The organism is Mucilaginibacter sp. FW306-07-L (assembly GCF_058782065.1).
This window is the reverse complement of record NZ_JBYSXI010000003.1, coordinates 841,248-858,551: the sequence shown is the minus strand read 5'-3', so window position 1 is coordinate 858,551 and position 17,304 is coordinate 841,248. Positions and strand designations below refer to the sequence as shown.

General features: G+C 47.7%; 19 protein-coding genes. 2 read left to right on the top strand and 17 right to left on the bottom strand.

What is annotated here, in order from left to right:
- Positions 1 to 10 precede the first annotated feature (10 nt).
- From xseB to AC3WJC_RS19000, 3 genes are all read right to left on the bottom strand, one after another.
- Positions 11 to 223 (bottom strand): exodeoxyribonuclease VII small subunit, encoded by a 213-nt coding sequence (gene xseB, locus AC3WJC_RS19010; RefSeq protein ID WP_492400700.1) that lies wholly within the window; start codon positions 221 to 223, stop codon positions 11 to 13.
- Complete coding sequence (gene xseA, locus AC3WJC_RS19005) at positions 198 to 1,547, bottom strand: exodeoxyribonuclease VII large subunit (RefSeq protein WP_492400699.1); 1,350 nt, start codon at positions 1,545 to 1,547, stop codon at positions 198 to 200. Before xseA ends, xseB begins: the two co-directional genes overlap by 26 nt.
- Before the next feature lie 107 nt (positions 1,548 to 1,654).
- Positions 1,655 to 3,448: a phospholipase D-like domain-containing protein gene (locus AC3WJC_RS19000; RefSeq protein ID WP_492400698.1), complete on the bottom strand. Its 1,794-nt coding sequence runs from the start codon at positions 3,446 to 3,448 to the stop codon at positions 1,655 to 1,657.
- A 289-nt stretch (positions 3,449 to 3,737) separates the two neighbouring features.
- Between AC3WJC_RS19000 and AC3WJC_RS18995 the strand changes: the two genes are divergently transcribed.
- Both AC3WJC_RS18995 and AC3WJC_RS18990 read left to right on the top strand, forming a co-directional pair.
- Positions 3,738 to 5,024 (top strand): putative phage abortive infection protein, encoded by a 1,287-nt coding sequence (locus tag AC3WJC_RS18995; protein WP_492400697.1) that lies wholly within the window; start codon positions 3,738 to 3,740, stop codon positions 5,022 to 5,024.
- Between the two features lie 367 nt (positions 5,025 to 5,391).
- Positions 5,392 to 5,916 (top strand): DUF6169 family protein, encoded by a 525-nt coding sequence (locus AC3WJC_RS18990; RefSeq protein ID WP_492400696.1) that lies wholly within the window; start codon positions 5,392 to 5,394, stop codon positions 5,914 to 5,916.
- Between the two features lie 68 nt (positions 5,917 to 5,984).
- On the opposite strand, the gene AC3WJC_RS18985 is transcribed toward AC3WJC_RS18990, so the two are convergent.
- From AC3WJC_RS18985 to AC3WJC_RS18920, 14 genes are all read right to left on the bottom strand, one after another.
- Positions 5,985 to 6,749, bottom strand: coding sequence for a hypothetical protein (locus tag AC3WJC_RS18985; RefSeq protein ID WP_492400695.1), 765 nt, complete (start codon positions 6,747 to 6,749; stop codon positions 5,985 to 5,987).
- Positions 6,750 to 6,809: 60 nt separating this feature from the next.
- Positions 6,810 to 7,901 carry a conjugative transposon protein TraM gene (gene traM / locus AC3WJC_RS18980; RefSeq protein ID WP_492400694.1) on the bottom strand — a complete coding sequence of 364 codons (1,092 nt, stop codon included), beginning with the start codon at positions 7,899 to 7,901 and terminating at the stop codon, positions 6,810 to 6,812.
- Positions 7,902 to 7,930: 29 nt separating this feature from the next.
- Positions 7,931 to 8,260: a hypothetical protein gene (locus tag AC3WJC_RS18975; protein ID WP_492400693.1), complete on the bottom strand. Its 330-nt coding sequence runs from the start codon at positions 8,258 to 8,260 to the stop codon at positions 7,931 to 7,933.
- Positions 8,247 to 8,885 (bottom strand): conjugative transposon protein TraK, encoded by a 639-nt coding sequence (gene traK / locus AC3WJC_RS18970; protein WP_492400692.1) that lies wholly within the window; start codon positions 8,883 to 8,885, stop codon positions 8,247 to 8,249. The genes AC3WJC_RS18975 and traK overlap by 14 nt, the downstream gene beginning before the upstream one ends.
- Positions 8,886 to 8,911: 26 nt before the next feature.
- Entirely contained in the window at positions 8,912 to 10,114 is a 1,203-nt protein-coding gene (gene traJ, locus AC3WJC_RS18965) for a conjugative transposon protein TraJ (RefSeq protein WP_492400691.1), read from the bottom strand.
- 7 nt (positions 10,115 to 10,121) lie between these two features.
- Complete coding sequence (locus tag AC3WJC_RS18960) at positions 10,122 to 10,769, bottom strand: TerB family tellurite resistance protein (RefSeq protein ID WP_492400690.1); 648 nt, start codon at positions 10,767 to 10,769, stop codon at positions 10,122 to 10,124.
- A 10-nt stretch (positions 10,770 to 10,779) separates the two neighbouring features.
- On the bottom strand, positions 10,780 to 11,472 hold the full coding sequence (locus AC3WJC_RS18955; protein ID WP_492400689.1) for a hypothetical protein: 693 nt from the start codon (positions 11,470 to 11,472) through the stop codon (positions 10,780 to 10,782).
- The gene (locus AC3WJC_RS18950) at positions 11,459 to 12,055 is read right to left on the bottom strand and encodes a conjugal transfer protein TraI (protein ID WP_492400688.1); all 597 of its coding nucleotides are present in this window, start codon (positions 12,053 to 12,055) and stop codon (positions 11,459 to 11,461) included. Before AC3WJC_RS18950 ends, AC3WJC_RS18955 begins: the two co-directional genes overlap by 14 nt.
- Before the next feature lie 148 nt (positions 12,056 to 12,203).
- Entirely contained in the window at positions 12,204 to 12,572 is a 369-nt protein-coding gene (locus AC3WJC_RS18945) for a hypothetical protein (RefSeq protein ID WP_492400687.1), read from the bottom strand.
- A gap of 10 nt (positions 12,573 to 12,582) precedes the next feature.
- A complete protein-coding gene (locus AC3WJC_RS18940) occupies positions 12,583 to 15,042 on the bottom strand; it encodes a TraG family conjugative transposon ATPase (protein ID WP_492400686.1) in 2,460 nt (819 codons plus the stop codon).
- Positions 15,039 to 15,359 (bottom strand): DUF4133 domain-containing protein, encoded by a 321-nt coding sequence (locus tag AC3WJC_RS18935; RefSeq protein ID WP_492400685.1) that lies wholly within the window; start codon positions 15,357 to 15,359, stop codon positions 15,039 to 15,041. The genes AC3WJC_RS18940 and AC3WJC_RS18935 overlap by 4 nt, the downstream gene beginning before the upstream one ends.
- Positions 15,360 to 15,372: 13 nt before the next feature.
- Positions 15,373 to 15,717: a DUF4134 domain-containing protein gene (locus AC3WJC_RS18930; protein ID WP_492400684.1), complete on the bottom strand. Its 345-nt coding sequence runs from the start codon at positions 15,715 to 15,717 to the stop codon at positions 15,373 to 15,375.
- A gap of 4 nt (positions 15,718 to 15,721) precedes the next feature.
- Positions 15,722 to 16,267 (bottom strand): hypothetical protein, encoded by a 546-nt coding sequence (locus AC3WJC_RS18925; RefSeq protein WP_492400683.1) that lies wholly within the window; start codon positions 16,265 to 16,267, stop codon positions 15,722 to 15,724.
- Positions 16,268 to 16,418: 151 nt separating this feature from the next.
- Positions 16,419 to 17,252, bottom strand: coding sequence for an RteC domain-containing protein (locus tag AC3WJC_RS18920; protein WP_492400682.1), 834 nt, complete (start codon positions 17,250 to 17,252; stop codon positions 16,419 to 16,421).
- Positions 17,253 to 17,304: the final 52 nt, after the last annotated feature.

Genomic DNA, 17,304 nt, shown 5'->3' with positions numbered 1-17,304 from the left:
TTGCAGGTTTTTATTCTTTAATCTTTGGCTCCATTTGCGCGATAATGGCGTTGACATCTGATTCCGTCGATTGCAATTTAGCTTTACAATAATTGATCAGGACAGCGCCCCTTTTGACCTTTTCAGCAAGTTCATCTACTGTAATGGTTTCTGATTCGAGGGCTTCTGCGATCTCAGCAAGTTCTGTATAAGCCTGCTCATATGTTAAAGTCGTTTCCGTCATATTCTTTTTTATTGGTTACAGTAGCTGTTATTTCATGCTTCGATAAAATAATGGCTATCTCGCTGTTTTTGTCAATGCCTTCCGCATTGTTGACGATCTTCTGCTGGTGCTTCACCAGAGCAAAGCCTTTCCTCAGGACATTCTCCGGTGACATCAACTTCATCAGGGAAGTATAATTTTCAAGTTTGCTTTGCTGGCCCTTCAGGTAATAACTGCTGCTAAGCTTGATCTTACTTTGTTGTGTTTCGATGTCCCGTTGCTTTTCATACAGGATCAGTCCCGGCTTTCGGAGGAATGCTGACGCTCGGAGATGAAGGCGTTGTTGCTTAGCATTTAGGAACTGGCTGACTGATTTGGTCAGTTGCTGGTTAAGTGTTGACAAAAGTGCATGCTGCTTGGCTAATAAGCGCTGGGTACGGATAATAATGTTTTTTTCGATTGACTCCAGTTCATCAGCAAACGATTTGTTATGAGCAACAATGAACTCTCCGGCTTTGGTTGGCGTCTTTAAAGCAGTATGTGCCATCAGGTCAGCGACGGTTTCATTTTTGTGGTGCCCTATACCGGTGATCACCGGAACTGGAAACCGGGCGATGGCACGCCCGATCGCATATTGTTCGAATAACAGCAAGTCGGTTTGTGAACCGCCGCCACGGATCACCACAACTACGTCATAGGTTATTCCGCTATTATAGATCGCGATCAGTTGGTCTACTACATACTGTGCGTTAAGTTCGCCCTGTACAACACTATAGTACGGATCAATCCTAAACTGGTAGTGGTAATTATTGCTTTGCAATGTATGCGTGAAATCCTCCAGCCCGGCCGATGTACTTGATGAGATCACCGCCACGCGCTGGATTACCAGCGGCAGGGGTAACTCCTGGTTGAACGTGACGTAAGAATCCTTTTCCATGCGGATAAATGCCGCATTATCCCTGACCAGTTTTATTAAGGTCGAACGTTTTTCTTTTTCCAATGCTCCTAACGTAAAGTTAGGATCAATATTTATCAACGTTAGTTGAAGGCCATATACAGCGTTAAAGGATACGCTTGCCTGCACCAGGACATTAAGGTTATTTGTGAACTGCTGACCCGTCTCTGCTTCAAAACTTGCTATGTAACGGCTGCCTTCAGACCAGGAACGGGTAGCGATTTTGGCAACCAATGACGAGGTATCCTTGTCTTTTTCTACCAGATCAAAGTAATGATGATTTGATTGCGCTTTAAAACTGTGATTCGCAACGTCGGCGATCACCCAAAACAACTTTTTATGGAAAGCTTGTTCCACCGTCCGGCCTACTTCGCCTGCCAACTGTGACAAAGATAAATGGGGTATTTGATCGACCACGTCGCTGTTCATCTGTATCAAATGTACCAATTAGAAAACATCAGATCCAAATTAGCAAGGAGAATCGCTTTTGAAGGTCTTTATGCGGGAGTAAGACACCAGAAATTTAAATGATTTAAAGTCCGCGGATTTGTCAACCGCTCATTTTGCCATTTAGGATCTATGTCGAGGTGGTCCCATACTTTCTTTTTAACCCTAAGCTGATCCATCACATAACCACGGTAGCGGTAATGTCCATAAGTGGCTATGCAGGCCACGGCATAATGTTCCGCAAGTTTTTGGTTACCCGAAATCACGACAAAGTTCTCATCATTCTTTTGACTGGCACCCCCCGAAAAATTATGTGAACCCGTAATCACCACCGGGTTAGGTCCGAAGGCATCGATTACGATCATCTTGGTATGCGTGATCGCAAAACCCACCTTGGGAATAAAACCTTTTCTGGTTACCTCTTCTACCCAATAGGAGAAATCCTGTGCAATACCGTCCGGTTGGATCAGGTCTGTTTTATAGGTTTTACCCATCGATTCATCCAATATTTCGAACTGTTCTTTATTGGATTTGATCACGGTGCTGACCACTCCGCGGATATAAATGTTAGGATCTGCCCGTTTCTGCAGGATGGACCTCAACGGTTCGCTGCCTGGCTGGAACATTACGTACAAAACAGAGCTTTGGGCCTGGTCGATCAGCGATTTAATGTACTTGATATCCGGTGGAAGTTCTTTTTTAGGTGTCTTTTCTGTGCGTGTGAACCAAACGGCGGCATTGCCGGTAACATGGGGTTTGTTACTGTTGAAGTCCATCAGTTCAGTATTGAATCCATTACCTGCCTGTTTAAGTTTCTTCCAATAATCTAAATAGACCTGCACGATTTCTCGTTTTTTAAAGACGATCGCATTATTAAGTTGTGTACATAACCCACTAGAGGTCCAGTTTGTGCTCCCGGTCAGAACGGTTTTGGGCTCATTTGTGCGGTTATCTACTACAATCAGGATCTTATTATGGCCTAATCCGTCTTTACCAAGGATCCGGTCAAATACCTGGACGCCCGCATCACGTAAAGTTTTACGGGAAGCTTTGTTTTCATCATAGTATTCCACAGGCTTCCCTTCCGCTTTTTTGGTGTTGGCACCATCCGACAGGATCACACTGGCGCGTACGCTGATCACCGAAAGTTTTGCGATCAGTTCCGGGTCGCCTAATTCAAACAGCGCCGCATAAATGCTCAGGAACGGGTTGCCCGCCACTTCTTCCAGTAATTTGACCATGGCAATTCGCAATTCACCGGATAAAAAAATCCTCAATGGTTCCTTAAGTTCCTTGACATGATCTTTTATCGCAACTGCGCTCCAGTTCTTTTCCCGCGCGATCCTGGCAACATATTGGGACATCATAGCTCCACGGTTAAAATACACCTCCGTGTCTTCATCGACTTGAGCACTTACCGTAATATCGTCCGTCCATGCGGAGGACAAAAGCACCGGGAGTTCGCTTTCATCAAATATAGTTGTCGCTGTTTTTCCGACAGCTGAGACCCTGTAGCGCACAAATTCATTATTATTTGCCCCGTGCTCTGTCCAGTCATAACGTTGGAAAGGCCAGATATTGCTTGGCCGGGTGAGTTCTTTCGGATCGTTCTTGTTGATTTTCTTAACCCCAAACCCTACCCGGTTCCGGAGGATTTCGGAAGGAAGCCAGGTATTCCCTTTCTTTCGTTGCCGCTCAATCATAAAACCGACACAATTTTCGACCGGTGCGTCTATACCGGAATCGTCAAGCGTTCTCCAGCAAAGTTGCACATCATCACAGTTAACATAGAAACTTACCGCCAGGCGGGACGCGAAGGGGGTATCAGGTTGGATATCTGGCATGTGAAAAAGATTGAGGGTTAAATAGTTGAAGATAAATTTAACGACTTAAATAATTGATTACAAGTATTTAAGATCTTTTTTTTATTTAGGTAATACCTGCTTCGTCTGCCATCAATGCGATTAATTATCAAATGGAGTTCCTTGATAACGCTTATGGAACACGGTCAAAGTGTTGGATTTGATCCAGGTGTAAGCTTTGTCAGATCAGAATCGTTGCTGCTTTATTTTATTACCTTAGCATCGACTTATAATTTGCAGATCATCGTCCATGTTAACTTACAGTTTTCGATTGGCGCTGATTGAATTTTGGAGCCTGAAAAGACCTTATCAACATATGACCACCTTCGTTATCATTTTTAGCACCTTAATAAGCTTAGGCTTATTTATTGGTTCCGCTTTCTTCATCCGTTGGGTATACAACAAGTACTTTTTATCGGCGAACAAAAAGCCTTCCATGGAGCATTTAAATTGGCAAACAATTTTCGCACTCCTTATTGCGCTCTTTTTGGTTGTTTGCTCACTGATTTCTCCTTTTATTTTAACGCGCCCCGCAGTAACCGGCGATTTCGATTTTTCAAAGGCGGGACCCATCGGCGATACAATTGGCGGTTTAATGAATCCTTTCATTGCACTGGGAGGGGTGATTGTAACCGGCCTGGCATTTTACATGCAATACCGGGCAAATTTGCTGCAAAGAAAACTTTTCGATGAACAGATTCAGAAGGAAAAAGATCAGTTTGAAAGTCAAACAAGGCAAACTACCGAGCATTTTGAGAAGCAATTTAATGCACAGGCATTAGAGATAAGACATCAAAGATTTCAAGATCAGTTTTACGAAATGTTGCGGCTTCACAAAGAAAATGTTAATGAAATGGAGGTATCGGGCCAACGTAGAACTGAACAAAACAATTTATTCCACTATGAAGCCTACACGATTACCAAACGATCCGTTTTTGTAGAGTTTAAAAAAGAATTTGAAGAGATATTAAGATCCGTTCGGGAAAGTGATCTTAAAGATATCAATAAGAACACTTTTGAAATTGCTTACGGTCATTTTTTTTGGGGCATTAACAATCCTTATGCAACGGAAGAAAACAGGAGCATACAGGAAATCTTTGAGGATGATAAAAGTTTGCTGAACATTCTATTGAAAAAGAAAAACGCCCAGTTTGCGAAGGATAAGTCCATTTCGAGCAAACTGGATACTGACCTGTACGCCTTTGAAGGCCACTCCGGTTTTTTAGGCCACTATTTCAGACATTTATATTTTACCGTAAAGTTTGTTGTTAATCAGGAACCGGGGTTTCTTGATTATGATGCGAAAATGCATTATTTGAAAATCCTGCGTGCCCAGCTTTCCAACCATGAACAGATTATGTTATTCTATAATTGGTTATCCGGTTTTGGTGGCCCATGGGAAGATAGTCAAAGACATTTCTTTACTGATTATTGTATGATTCATAATCTATGGTATGACATGTTGCTTAAAGACGATTATCTGGATAGCCGAGTTAATTATCTAAAAGATAAAAAGCCGGTACTTCGTAATGGTTCAATGTTTGAGATTGATGGATAGACGTGATTAGCTCTTATTAAGAGCTGAACTAATTTAATTAGGGATAATGTGATACTGATAGCTTTGATCGGGATGGTGCCGATCAGGTGCCTTTTGCCTATAAACCTGACCAGGCTCTTTATCGGATTGAAACCCCTCCTGTTGTCGGTACTGACTGGAACAGTTATTGTTATGCTCCTGATGTTGATTTTGGTATGAACCAAAATTTGCTTATATTTGATTGTGAATCACACAAAATCGCATATGACTTTTAAGAAGCAAAAGGGACCTTTTGTCAATCCTTTCATTAAGTTGATCGAGGATAAGATGAAGATTGCCGATGCTGTCAAGGAGGGAAAACCGCTTTCCACGCTTAAGCATATTAAATTTGTCAAGCCTATATAATCTTACTTCTGTTCCTGGTGGGTATGAGTTTACCACTACCTCCGGTGATGTTTACTTCGTTTATTTTACAGAGTTCTTTCTGCTCGATCCGGAAGATGAGGGTAACTACATCGAAACTTATTCCTTTGGGTTTGATTGCCGCAGGGCCCATCCTGAAAAGAAGCACCGTTTTGATGCCGGTACCAAAGCCACTATACTAAATATTCTAAAGGATTTCTTTGATGAACACGGGGAGGATGCTTTCTTATATATCTGCCTCAATACCGACGGCATGGCCCGCAATCGCCGCGTTACCTTCGGCCGGTGGTTCCGGGAAATGAAAAATGATTATGAACGCCATCAGTCACATATCGATTATGGTGATCAGGATTGGTACAGCGCCCTCCTGGTCAGGCAGGACAACCCGGAAAAGCAACGTTACATTAATGCGTATCACTATACACTTGAACAAATGCTGGAAGATGCGGTACAGGGCGATAATGAGGAACATGAGGATGAAGATGATTAAATGGCGTTAAGGAGATGATTAACATGACCTATAAAAAAAAGCAGACCACCAGGTCTGCTTTTTTCGTTTTAAACTTTTAGCTTACTTTTTTGGGCCGGCTTTTTTTCCGGCAGCACCTCCTTTTGCTGCTTACCCTGTTGCTGGGTCTTTTCTGTGTTGACCGCTGGTGTGAGCAGTTCTTCGCGTTTCAGCTTTTTCATCTGCGGATCGTACAGGTCAATGGTTTTGAACTGGGGATTGGCCGTAACATAGTACTTCTGTTCCTTGCCGTCCTTTTCAACGGTGATCTGCTGGGCATTCCCTTTTTTCAAAGATCTAAGCAGGTTTTCACGGCCTTCATCCGTTTTCATTTCCTTGATACCCTTACCAGCCAGCACCTCTTCCGGTTTATACCCGTAATTTTCGTTATAGGAGCGGAATTTCTTGTTGCCGCCTTCGGTCAGGTTTTCATTATCCAGTTTTAACCAGGCAGTATATTTCTCGCCTTCCTGGCTGAAGAGCTGCTTATGCACAGCGCGGCCTTCCATCAGGTTAAAGGCTTCTTTTGCCGTTACGCCATTTCCCTTATTAATATAGAACGACTGCTTGTTGTCCTCGCCTTTGTCATTCTTAATGGTGGCATCGTACTTATTGAAAAAATACATTTCCTGGTTTTCACCTGCTTTGAAATGCAGGGTATAATCTGTTTTCTTCTGGTTGAACTCATGAGAAGTGTTCAACTTGAATTCGGGTGACCTGGCTTCAATTTGCTTTTCGAGGTCGGTATTCAGCTTTTCGCCAAATCCAAGGTTCAATAAGCTCTTTTTTAAAAATTCTACATTCTGCGTATTCATAACATTTTCGGTTATTGATTAATTAATTTGTTGATTGAGTGTTAGTGCGAACAGGTAGGTCTATAAGGCTGCCTTTTGCTGGTTGTCGCGCAGCAGCAAAGGCGTTTCGTCTTTCAGCCGGACCTTAATTTTTTTGACCTTTTTATTGAACAACCCTTTAGCCGCGTTGATCCCGGAGGTTGCGGCCTGTGCGCCAATCGATTGGTCCATAGACAGGAGCTGCATGTTAGCCAGGGCATTTTCGGCCCCTTCACCCGCAGCGCCGGCCAGTTCCGCTTCCGGTGCCGGTATACCCGGCATACCGTCCATGCTGTAAACCGTCAGGTCGACCGGGATGATCTTATCACGCAGGCGGATATTCTTTACCTGTACCAGCAGGCGCTGGTTAGTGACCTGGCCAATACCAAACAACAGTTGTCCTTTAGGCAGAACTTGCTTCATAAGGGTAATGCTGTCCGTTAATCTGATCCTTACGGCAGCGCCGTCGGCAACTTTTTGTTTGCCATCGATAGTCGCCGGAATAGCCTGGAAGGCATTTTCCGGTACGGTTTTGCTGCTGCCGGAATTGGCCGTGCCGGGATTCTGTATGGCCTGGATCTGGGACAGTACCTTACTGATCTGCTGCATCTCCGGATCTGCTGCCTTGCCCTCACCCGCAGCGTTCATCATCGAACGCAGTTTGCGGATGCTCCGGTCATCCTCCCGGGGGGCTGCCGTATGTACCGGCGCGCTGGCCGGTTGCGTGGTGATCTGCCGGTTGATCTGGGCGATCTTCTGCTCGATCTGTGCAGATTGCACATCCGCCTCGTTCGGCGCTGCGGGGTCGGCGATCCCTCCGTTATTGACAGATTGCGGCGATCTTTCGCCACCCATTTCGGCAAGGAAGCTGCCGCTTACGATACTTGCCGTGGAGGAATCCTTCGCCGCCTGCTGGTAAAGGGCCAGTTTATCCTGCTTTTTCTCATCCTTAAAACTGGCATCGGGTAAGGTGGCGTTCAGTCCTGCTGGGGCGTTCGGCACGGGGTCCGGCTGGCTTCCCTTTTTTCCGCCGCCCAGTGCCCAAAAGGCAATGGTCATAAACGGCAGGATCAGGATGGGCAGGGCCACATAAAATTTCCGTTTCTTTTTTTGCGCTTCAGGTAGCGCTGCCACAGAAGGGCTGTCGATGATGATGTTCATGTTCATTGTTTTTTAGTTAATGAATCGGTTACTTGCTCCTGGATAAGGTTGGGGACCGCCGGCGAGGGCTGTCCGATAGTGGTCGGACGATAGCCGGTGATTTTAGCGTTGGCCATCGTCCGGAACTTGAAGGAAGTCACACCGATCAGCAGGCTGATGAGCGCTACAAAAGCCCAAAAGAAGCGAAGCTGTGTCTTCCTGGGGAACTGATTAACCCGTTTGTTCAGCCATAGCGCGGTGCGCCGCATCCAACGGATGAGAAACCCGGCGATCCACTGTGCCAGTCGGTCACTGGCTTCCCGGCTTTTGGATGAATGTTTACTGAACAGCATAATTGTTGGTGTTGGCGTTAAGGGTAGTGTCTTTGTTAACCAGCGTTTCCCAGCGCTGGATCAGGAATCCATGCGGGTTATTATCCGATCTGGCGACATCGCGCAGGTAACCCTGTGTCACCAGCACCCGGTTAATGGTAGAAGAGGATCGGATCAGCTTTTCCCGGGCATAACATTTGAAATAGTACGGTCGCTGGTTCAGGTCGAGTGAAATGCTGTCTATTTCGATCTGCTGGCTGATATTTCCCGAGATCAGGTTATTGTAGTAGCTCTTCTCCTTAAGATTGTTATACTGGTTCCGCGCACTTTCATCGGCCAGGTAAAGTGCTTTGCCCAAATTGGCCCTGATAACCTTTTCGTCCGGGTCCAGCGTAAAGAAATAATGGTGAAACATGCTGATGTGGTCGCGGGCCTCTACCGGAACATTGTCTTTTCTTTCAGCAGAAACCGCTTCCATGGCCTTTCCATTGGCCAGGATATAGATATGCTTGCCTGCGTTGTTCGAACTTTCGTAGCTTTTATACAGGGCAAAGCAGGAGATCAGGGTACAGGCTGCGATCAGTACCAGGCTGAATAACTTAATGTGCCGGAAGGCGGTGTCGATATTTTTGAGATGCGTAAACATAGGTGTAAAAATTAAAGGTGAATAAATCAGTTACCCGTAAGTTTCTTCTTTTGATAATCATCGGTAGTTTGTCCGCTTCCGGCCTGGGCACCTCGGTAACCTTCCATGATCTGTCCAGGTGCATTGATGGTGTTTTTGGCACCGCTCAATGCCCTGCTGCCGATCGCGGTACCTGCAGCCGCTGCGGTATTGCCGGAAGAACTGACGATGGTGTTCACTTTACTTAAAAGGCCGTTCATGCCACCTGCATTAACGATGTACCCCGCAACACTGGGAACGGTAAAATAACCGATGGTGCCGATGATCAGGAAAACAAGATAAGCCGTATCCGTAGAGCTGAAAAAGGTATCGCCGGACTGTTGTACCTGTCCGATATCGATTTTGAGCATGTTTTCCTGGACTTTGCCGATGATCGCCCCGAAGATATTGGCGACCGGCAGCCAAAGGAATACGTTGAGGTACTTGGCGAGCCAGACCGTCAGGGTATGCTGGAAGCCGTCGAAAACCGCCAGCCCGAAAACAATGGGGCCGAGGATAGCCAGTACAATGAGGTAAAAGGTACGGATGGTATTGATGCATAGCGAAGCGGCTTCATAGGCTACCTGTAAAACTTCGGACATCCATTTTTTGACCGTGTTGCGAAACTGGTAGCTGGCCTTGGCCATCGCGAATTTCATATCGTTTCCAATGCCTTCGAAAACGCCTTCTGAATCTCCGGTCTTATTATCTGGATGGGTATATTTATACCATTTGTCCCGGTCGCCCTGCCCGTCGTCACCTTCATACATCTGCCAGGAGCTGGTTTGCTTGACGGCATCCTCCTTGGCTTTCAACAACCGTGCTATGGCCGCATCGGAGTCTTTGACCATCCCGGCGGTTGCAGTAACGGTCGGTTTCATGATGCCGTTGATCACAGCGATCACTACCGGGAACATCATGATGGCCATACCCAGAGCGAAGGGCCGGAGCAAGGGATAAAAATCAATGGCTTCGGCATTAGCGATCTGCCGCCAGACCCTCGCCGCGATATACCATAGCGCGCCAAAGCCCGCGATAGCACGGCCAACACCGATCAGCTGACCGAATAGGGGTAACATGTCCTCATACACCGTGTCCAGCGTTCCCTGCAACCCGTGAATATCACCGGCAAGACCCTCCGCATAGGTCAGTGATGGCATCATTCCGGCCATAATGACCAGGATGCCGCTTATAACAATAGACTTTTTCATAGCATTTTCAATTAGTTAAACCGTAAAGGCGTTTCAGCTGACGCGTATTTTCGAGGTCCCGGGTACGCCTTAGCGACAGGAGGATGCCCTGCCGGTTGAAGGCGCGCAGAAAGTTTAGCTTATCAGTTGCCCCCTTGTAAATGCGGTCGATGGCCTGCAGGCGCTCTGCGTCTGACATGCGGAGTTTACCGGCAGTGGTCACCTGAACCAATTCCTCGATCCCCTGTAAACTCTCCCCGATCAGCTTTTGATAGACCTTAGAAAGATAACCCAGCTCCGCGGCAGAAAAAGTTCCGCTCTGACGGAAACGGCCGGTCGCAATTTTGTATTCCTTCACGAGGCTGGCCTGCATGGAAATAATCTCCGGGATCCGCTGGTAATTCCGGACGGCCGGGCTCACCGCTAAAAGCCCGTTCAGGTAAATATCGTGCAGGTTGAAATTGCCCTTGCTCAGGTTAGAGATCATCCCATAGCCCTGCTGGTATATCTGGTAGCCGGTTTTCATGTCCGAAAGGATACTTTTAAGCTGGGTAAGTTTCTCTATATTGAGCAGGAGCTGCTGCATTTCTGTTCCCTGACTATAACCTTTCACGGTGCCCATCCAGACAATCAGGCTGAGCGTAACAATAATGGCTTTGCTTTTCATGTTTTTCATTTTTGGGGGATTACTGGATACCGCGCATCAACCTGCTGGCCTTTGCCTCTTTCTCTTGTTGCTGGCGTCCTTTGATGAGGCTCATGACCTGCACCACGAATTCGGAACTGAAGCGGTAATTCACCGTCATGGCCGCGTGCACCTGGTTAAGCTGTTCCATTCTTTCCCGGTCACCGGCTTTTAGTTTACCGTCACTGATGACCCGTTCCAGGTCCTGAAGTTGGAGTTCACAGTCATGTAACACCGCACCTCTGACCTTTCCAAGGTATTGTAGCTCTGCTTGGGATAGCCCTTCCGGTCGTTCCAATGGCACGAACAGCTGTTCGATATCCGCCTGGCGACGGAGGATCTCCCGGATCTGCGGGTCGTCCCTGACGGCCGGTCCCGCCTGGAGTAGACGATTATAATAAACGGAATGGCTTCCGTACTCCTCGTTGAGGTAACTGCTCACAGCGCCTAAACCTTTTCGGGCAACCGCATAGCCTTTTTGAAGATAACCGCTGTAAACCCGAAGGGCAGCAAGCTGCTCCAGCAGGTATTTTTTTTGTGTCTTCTTCTGGAAGAACCATTCAGAAAAGGTTTGGCCATGGACCGCAGTGCTCATTCCGGAGACAATGGCGGTAACGAAAGCATAAAGCAACAGTTTTTTGGTATGCTTGCCGATCTGACCGGCTTCGTACCATGCGGTGCTAATGGATGCCATAAAGCGCTTTGATTTGGTTTACATCACCCTGTTGCTGGCCTCTCTCGAGCGTAAGTATCAGGTTTTGGTTATTGAATTGTTTAAGATCAGTGAAGTTCTCGTCCAAACGGTTTCCTGCCGCATTGATCAGTTCGAGACGCTGCTCGTCCGTCATCTGGGTCTTGAAGCTATTGATCACCAGCATGATCTGGTCAAGGTTCCGGACACTGGATTTCAGGATGCCTGAATAGACTTCCTGCATATGACCGAGTTCGTCCGCACTGAAATGTTTGTCAGAATTGAAAAGGCCCCAGGCCTTTTGATATTCGCCCACCAGTTGCGCCTGGCGAATGGTAAGGTCCCTGATCCGCTGGTAATAGCTGATGACCGACTTGATCTTCCATAGTTCATCATAATAGTTACCATACAGCTTTCGCTGCTTGTCCGTCCAGTCGGAGATTTCCGTTAACCTGAGCTTCGACAGTTGGTTTTCCAGCGCTTTCTGCGCATTTTGCAGCCAGATGGTTTTGTTTTGCATGCGCTGCACCTTCAGGTCGATCGCTTTGATCACTTTCTTGACCGTCATCTTAACGACCTCTGCCACGACGAACTGTGCATTGGCCTTTTCTGCGTTTACCGAGATCAGCACAAATGCGAGACTGACCGGCAGGGTCACTTTAAAAATTTTCATAATAAGCCTCCTTTCCCCCGCTTGCAGGCGGGAGTCAATTGTTAAATGATGTGGATTTAAATTACCGGATCTTGCGGTAAGCCGTGCTTTTCAGGAGCAGGCCATCCGGCGTCAGCCGGATCGGCGGGTAGTACAGCGACCCGGTAAAAGCGTTGGCTTTGTCGTCCCAGTCAGCAAACCATGTTTTAGTTTTGTACTCCTTAGATTGCTTTTTACTGTCACGGATTCGCTGAAATCCTGTGTGGTTCTCAACTTTATATGATGACTTTAATTCGGGAATTTTTGAGATAACCAGTGTGTCCCATGCTACACTGTATTCTCCTGCATGCTGATTCACATAGATGCCTTCGATGCGGCTTTCCGGTTGGTGGCAGGACAGGAACATAGCGAACAATAAAGAAACCAAAAGTACGATGCTAAACTTTTTCATAACGAGTTGATTAGATTAAACGATTTTGTTTTTGATCGGCCACCAGGGCTCGTATGCCTTTTTCCATACTGCCGTACTTACGGGCGTAGTCCTGCACCATGACCCGTTCCCTGCCTTCCGTTGTATAAGCGTAATATTCCTCCGCACTCAGCTCGTTGCGGACCACCTTGGCCACCTGCCCGCCAAGCCCGATATAAATATCACGCTGGTCCTTATTGACCGATAACACCTGCGCTTTCGCCTTTTCAGATAAGCCGAGCGTTTCCTGCAATTTGTCGAACTTATTCATGTACCCCCGCATATCCATGAGGATCTTGATGTCCGCATTGTTAATGATCGCGTCTTTGACGATCGGCGAACTGATCAGGTCATCCAGTTCCTGGGTGACAACATTAGGAACACCGTTAAATTTCCGCATGGTCTTAAAGGCGTACTGAATAAAGCCGGCCATTCCGGAATTCGCAATAGCTTTCCAGGCTTCGTCGATCGTGAGTACTTTACGTACGCCTTTAAGTTTGCGCATTTTGGAAAGGAACATTTCCATTACGATTAGGGTGACCACCGGGAAGAGGATCGGGTGGTCCTTGATCGAATCCAGTTCGATCACCACGAAACGCTGCGCCAGCAGGTCGAGGTTTTCCGTGGCATTCAGCAGGTAATCAAATTCACCGCCGCGGTAATAAGGACGGAGCACATACAGGAAATTGTCCATGTCGAAATCCTTGTCTTTGACCCTATGCTCCTGCAATACTTTGACATAATCACGTTCCAGGTATTCATAAAAGGTATTAAAAGACGGTTTGAGCTTCCTATTGGCGGCTATGGCCTGGTAGTAGCCCTGCAGGGCATTGGAAAGGGCCACATATTCGCTCCTATTAAAGGATTCGTTTTCCTGCTTCCAGAGGGTAACCAGCAGGGCTTTTAAACTCTCTTTTTTCTCCGTGTCCAATACCTGGTCCGCCGGCAGGTAAAATGGGTTGAACCTGATCGGTTTTTCTTCTTCATACGTAAAATAATAACCGCCTACCAATTCACACAACCCTTTATAGCTGCCACCGATGTCAACCGTCACGCAATGTGCGCCCTGGTCATACAGCGTGCGGAGGATATGGTTGACGGTCATGCTTTTTCCACCGCCTGATGTCCCGCAGACCAGCATGCCCATATTGGAGGTAATGCCCCTGGCCCTCGGCTTGTCGAAAAGATCGAGGTACACCGGCCTGCCGGAGACCCGGTCGCAGAAGCGGATGCCTGCTGCCGGCGGGTCGCTCCGGAAATTGCTGTCATGGTTGATGAAGCAGGCCGCTTGCTCAGCAAAGGTATCAAAGGTGTCATTTAACGGGAAATCTGCGGCATTGCCCGGAATACCTGCCCACCAGATCTGAGCGGCGCCATCCGTTTCCAGTTTACTGCTCGCGCCGATCTGCGCGATGGCCGCACTGACCCGGTTTTTCAGGTCCTGCAAAGCGCGTCCCTCCGAGGGCCAGGCCATCACATTGAAATGGGCCTTGACCGGAAGTCGCTGCTGGCTGATGGCTTCGTTCAGGAAATCATCCGTCGCATCCCGGCCGATCGCGTTTTCCCGGCTGTATGCGGATAAGGACTGCAGCCGCAGCTTCTTGGTCTCCATCTCCTTCATCGTCTTGGCCGGATCACCGATAAACAGGTACTGATTATAGATATGGTCGCAGTTCAGGAGCAGGTTAAGATGCGCCGCAAAGCCTACCGGGAAACTGGTCTTGTCCGTGCTGAAAGCATCGTAGTTGATCCGGCTGCCGCAAAGGGCGGGCAGGTGTTCCGCGTCCCCGAGTGAAAACAGTAATACGGGTTGGTCTCCGACAGCCAGCCTGTCCCGTAAATGCACGTCCTTGATGACCGGCCGTTCTTCAGGCCTTAAAAGAAAACAGTACTGTTCCATAATGCCCGGCACGGTCTGGGTTCCGGTCAGCTCCTGATCATTAAGCCGCTGCAGGCTGATCAGCCCGCTGTCACCCAGGATTCGCTCGAACTGCCCGGCCTTTTCGATAAAACTGTGATAAGCGCCATCATCTATGGTCTGGCGGGGAACAACCGATTTACGCATGATGCCGGACAACGCGCTGCTGGCCTGCTTCCTGTCCGCAGCTTTTTGGGTAAGCATCACGTAACAGGTGTGATCCAGGTAATCACGGCCATTGAAATGCGCCTTTGCTGCCTTATTTAAAAACGAATCCGGAAGTTCACCTTCATCCGCCCGGTAGGGTCGCTTATGGTAAATATCCTGCTTGTGCAAAATACTTTCCTTCGGAAGCACCTTGACCGCTTTGACCCAGGACTGGTGGATCGTTTCATAATCTGCGTCAGATAGGGTAAACAGCTCTGCCAGGCCAAGGCGGTAAGCGATGGTCAGGTCTCCGGAGTTTGATACCATGCAGCCATGCTCTACTTTGAACACCGGGAAAATTTGCTCTGCTAAGGTGTATGCGCTCATGTTGTTGTCTTTTTAGAGGTGAACAAATGCCGGGAACGGAACTTCAGGTAACCCGGCAGGTAACGTTTAGCCGACTTTTTCATCAGCCCGAACGCACCATAGCGGTTGCTTAGCCGGTATACCTGCCGAAAGAGGATGCCTCCGAGGCCGCCTGTCACCAGCAGGCAGCAGATGACGGGCAGGCCGAACAGGTACATCAGCGTGAACAACAGCAGGAGGATCACCAGTCCGATGGCCAGAAAGCTGATATACTGGGCTTTCAATCCCTTAAATTCGATGGGCTTATTAATGCCTTTATTGATTTGATAAATAGCCATATAGTGTTTTATTTTATACACCGAAAAAGGACTTCAATACGGTAGTTACGATGGCTACGAAAATGCAGCTCCCGAACCAGCTGGTGGCTACCTTGGCCGTGTCATGGTCCCCGTCGTTCCATTTTTTATAGACCTTGATTGCCCCGACGAGCCCGACGATGGCGCAGATGGCATAAACCAGTTTTGACCCGTCATCGAAATAGCCGCGTACCCGGGTCGTCGCCTCGGTGATCCCGGCATTGCCGTCCTGCGCGAACGACTCGATACCGGTAAGCAGTAAAATGATCAGAATGATGAAATAGCGTTTAACAGTAAGGCGCAGTGCCTGTGCTTTGGTTACAATTGCTGAGGTCTTCATGTCTTTAATGATTTAATTGTTCATCCCATAGTTGATTTAGATCTTTATCGCTCAAAGCGAAAGGAAAGGTGCCCTGGCTTTCGGCCAGCAGGTAGCCGATGATCTTGCTGCGGTAAGGCGTTTCCGACAGACCAGGGTACTTTTGGATGATGAGTCCGAAAAGCATTTCAAAATTTTCCCGGCTTTCGGAAGATTCCGCGACCACGCGGATCAGTGTTTTGACTTCTCCCACCATCTCCGAAAATTCACTGACCTGCTGTGGCGCAGATGGAACCGTTAATTCCGGTGTGGCGGGCTCATCCGCATCTGCCGGGCCGAACTGCAGTTCCTGGTCACCGGCTACCGTTTCATCCTCCGGTGCCGTCTGCCCGATGACCTCAAAGCCGGGATCGGTCTGGGCCTTGCCGGTAAAACCGTTGCCAGCAGAATGCCTTTTGAAGGCTCCGGCCAGTTCTGTTCTGTAAAAAGTGAGCGATACCCAGCCATAGTAGATCAGGGTAATGATAAGAATGCTGACCAGGTAGGTAGGCCACGAAATGGATTCAAGCATAATGATTCTGTTTTAATCCTTGAGCTTCATTGCTTTCGGTAAAGCAAAATTGGTAAGAAGCCTGACCGAATTACTCCGAGTTTGTCCGACTCGGAGTGCAACTAATTTCATTTTGATCAAAAAAAAGCGGCAAAAGCCGCTTTGAATGCTGCTATCGCAGCTTTTTTTCGATCCGGAGCAGGAAGGCTTCCCGCATCTCATCCAGGTAGGTGGTGGGGCTGGGCCTGCCGCAGAGCCAGTCATAAGTATCATAAAAATTGCCTAACGAAATATTGAACGTGCGTTCAATGAACTTAACGATGCTTTTCAGGTTTTTTTTTCCGAAAGCCTCGGTGGCATGCCAGCTGTAAATCAGTTCGATCAGGGCGCATTTGGTCTGTTTCCAGTCGAAATCCTTGAACTCCGGATCGACCTGGGTAATCGCATCCCGTTGGCTGATGCGCTGAATAGCCTGTTCCAGGTGCTCCTGCAGCAATTCGCTGGCGAGGACCTGCGCCAGTTTATGGTCATGCGTCGTACTGAAGGCCGGGTCGAAATCAATCACGCATTCGTCCGGGTTCAGGTGCACGTCATAGTTGCCGCGAACAAAGTAATACTCATCGAGGTAGGTCGCTTCTGTACGGACATATTGATAAAAGGTAAGGTTGCTATCAAAAAAATGCCGGAGGATGCGGATCTCATTCCGGTAATACTCGCTGACGATCTGACCATCTCCGATCGGTTTCCTGAGCTCGATGTTCAGCAGGGCCTGGTGAAAGATCAACTGGGACTTGAACTTCGGTTTGATACATTTAAAGAAGCGGATCTCCTCCTCTGGTGCCGAAGGATCATTAAGTTTAAAGTAATCCTTTAGCTTCCTCAGGTATTTGAGGCTGGTATGAATGGATTTCTCAAGCCTCTTGATGACCTGTTCATCATCCAGTAACAAGGCGTTCAGATCCTTGTTAAGGTCGGCATATAGCCGCTCACTAAATTTGACAAGCATGGTTCTTACATTAAGTGACCGGGTCTTGCCACCCGCCCGGCTAAGCGGGTGT

Coding starts and splice junctions, on each gene's coding strand:
- xseB (WP_492400700.1), bottom strand. CDS start 223: ATGACGGAAACGACTTTAACATATGAGCAGGCTTATACAGAACTTGCT.
- AC3WJC_RS19000 (WP_492400698.1), bottom strand. CDS start 3,448: ATGCCAGATATCCAACCTGATACCCCCTTCGCGTCCCGCCTGGCGGTA.
- AC3WJC_RS18985 (WP_492400695.1), bottom strand. CDS start 6,749: ATGAATACGCAGAATGTAGAATTTTTAAAAAAGAGCTTATTGAACCTT.
- AC3WJC_RS18975 (WP_492400693.1), bottom strand. CDS start 8,260: ATGCTGTTCAGTAAACATTCATCCAAAAGCCGGGAAGCCAGTGACCGA.
- traK (WP_492400692.1), bottom strand. CDS start 8,885: ATGTTTACGCATCTCAAAAATATCGACACCGCCTTCCGGCACATTAAG.
- traJ (WP_492400691.1), bottom strand. CDS start 10,114: ATGAAAAAGTCTATTGTTATAAGCGGCATCCTGGTCATTATGGCCGGA.
- AC3WJC_RS18960 (WP_492400690.1), bottom strand. CDS start 10,769: ATGAAAAACATGAAAAGCAAAGCCATTATTGTTACGCTCAGCCTGATT.
- AC3WJC_RS18955 (WP_492400689.1), bottom strand. CDS start 11,472: ATGGCATCCATTAGCACCGCATGGTACGAAGCCGGTCAGATCGGCAAG.
- AC3WJC_RS18945 (WP_492400687.1), bottom strand. CDS start 12,572: ATGAAAAAGTTTAGCATCGTACTTTTGGTTTCTTTATTGTTCGCTATG.
- AC3WJC_RS18940 (WP_492400686.1), bottom strand. CDS start 15,042: ATGAGCGCATACACCTTAGCAGAGCAAATTTTCCCGGTGTTCAAAGTA.
- AC3WJC_RS18935 (WP_492400685.1), bottom strand. CDS start 15,359: ATGGCTATTTATCAAATCAATAAAGGCATTAATAAGCCCATCGAATTT.
- AC3WJC_RS18930 (WP_492400684.1), bottom strand. CDS start 15,717: ATGAAGACCTCAGCAATTGTAACCAAAGCACAGGCACTGCGCCTTACT.
- AC3WJC_RS18925 (WP_492400683.1), bottom strand. CDS start 16,267: ATGCTTGAATCCATTTCGTGGCCTACCTACCTGGTCAGCATTCTTATC.
- AC3WJC_RS18920 (WP_492400682.1), bottom strand. CDS start 17,252: ATGCTTGTCAAATTTAGTGAGCGGCTATATGCCGACCTTAACAAGGAT.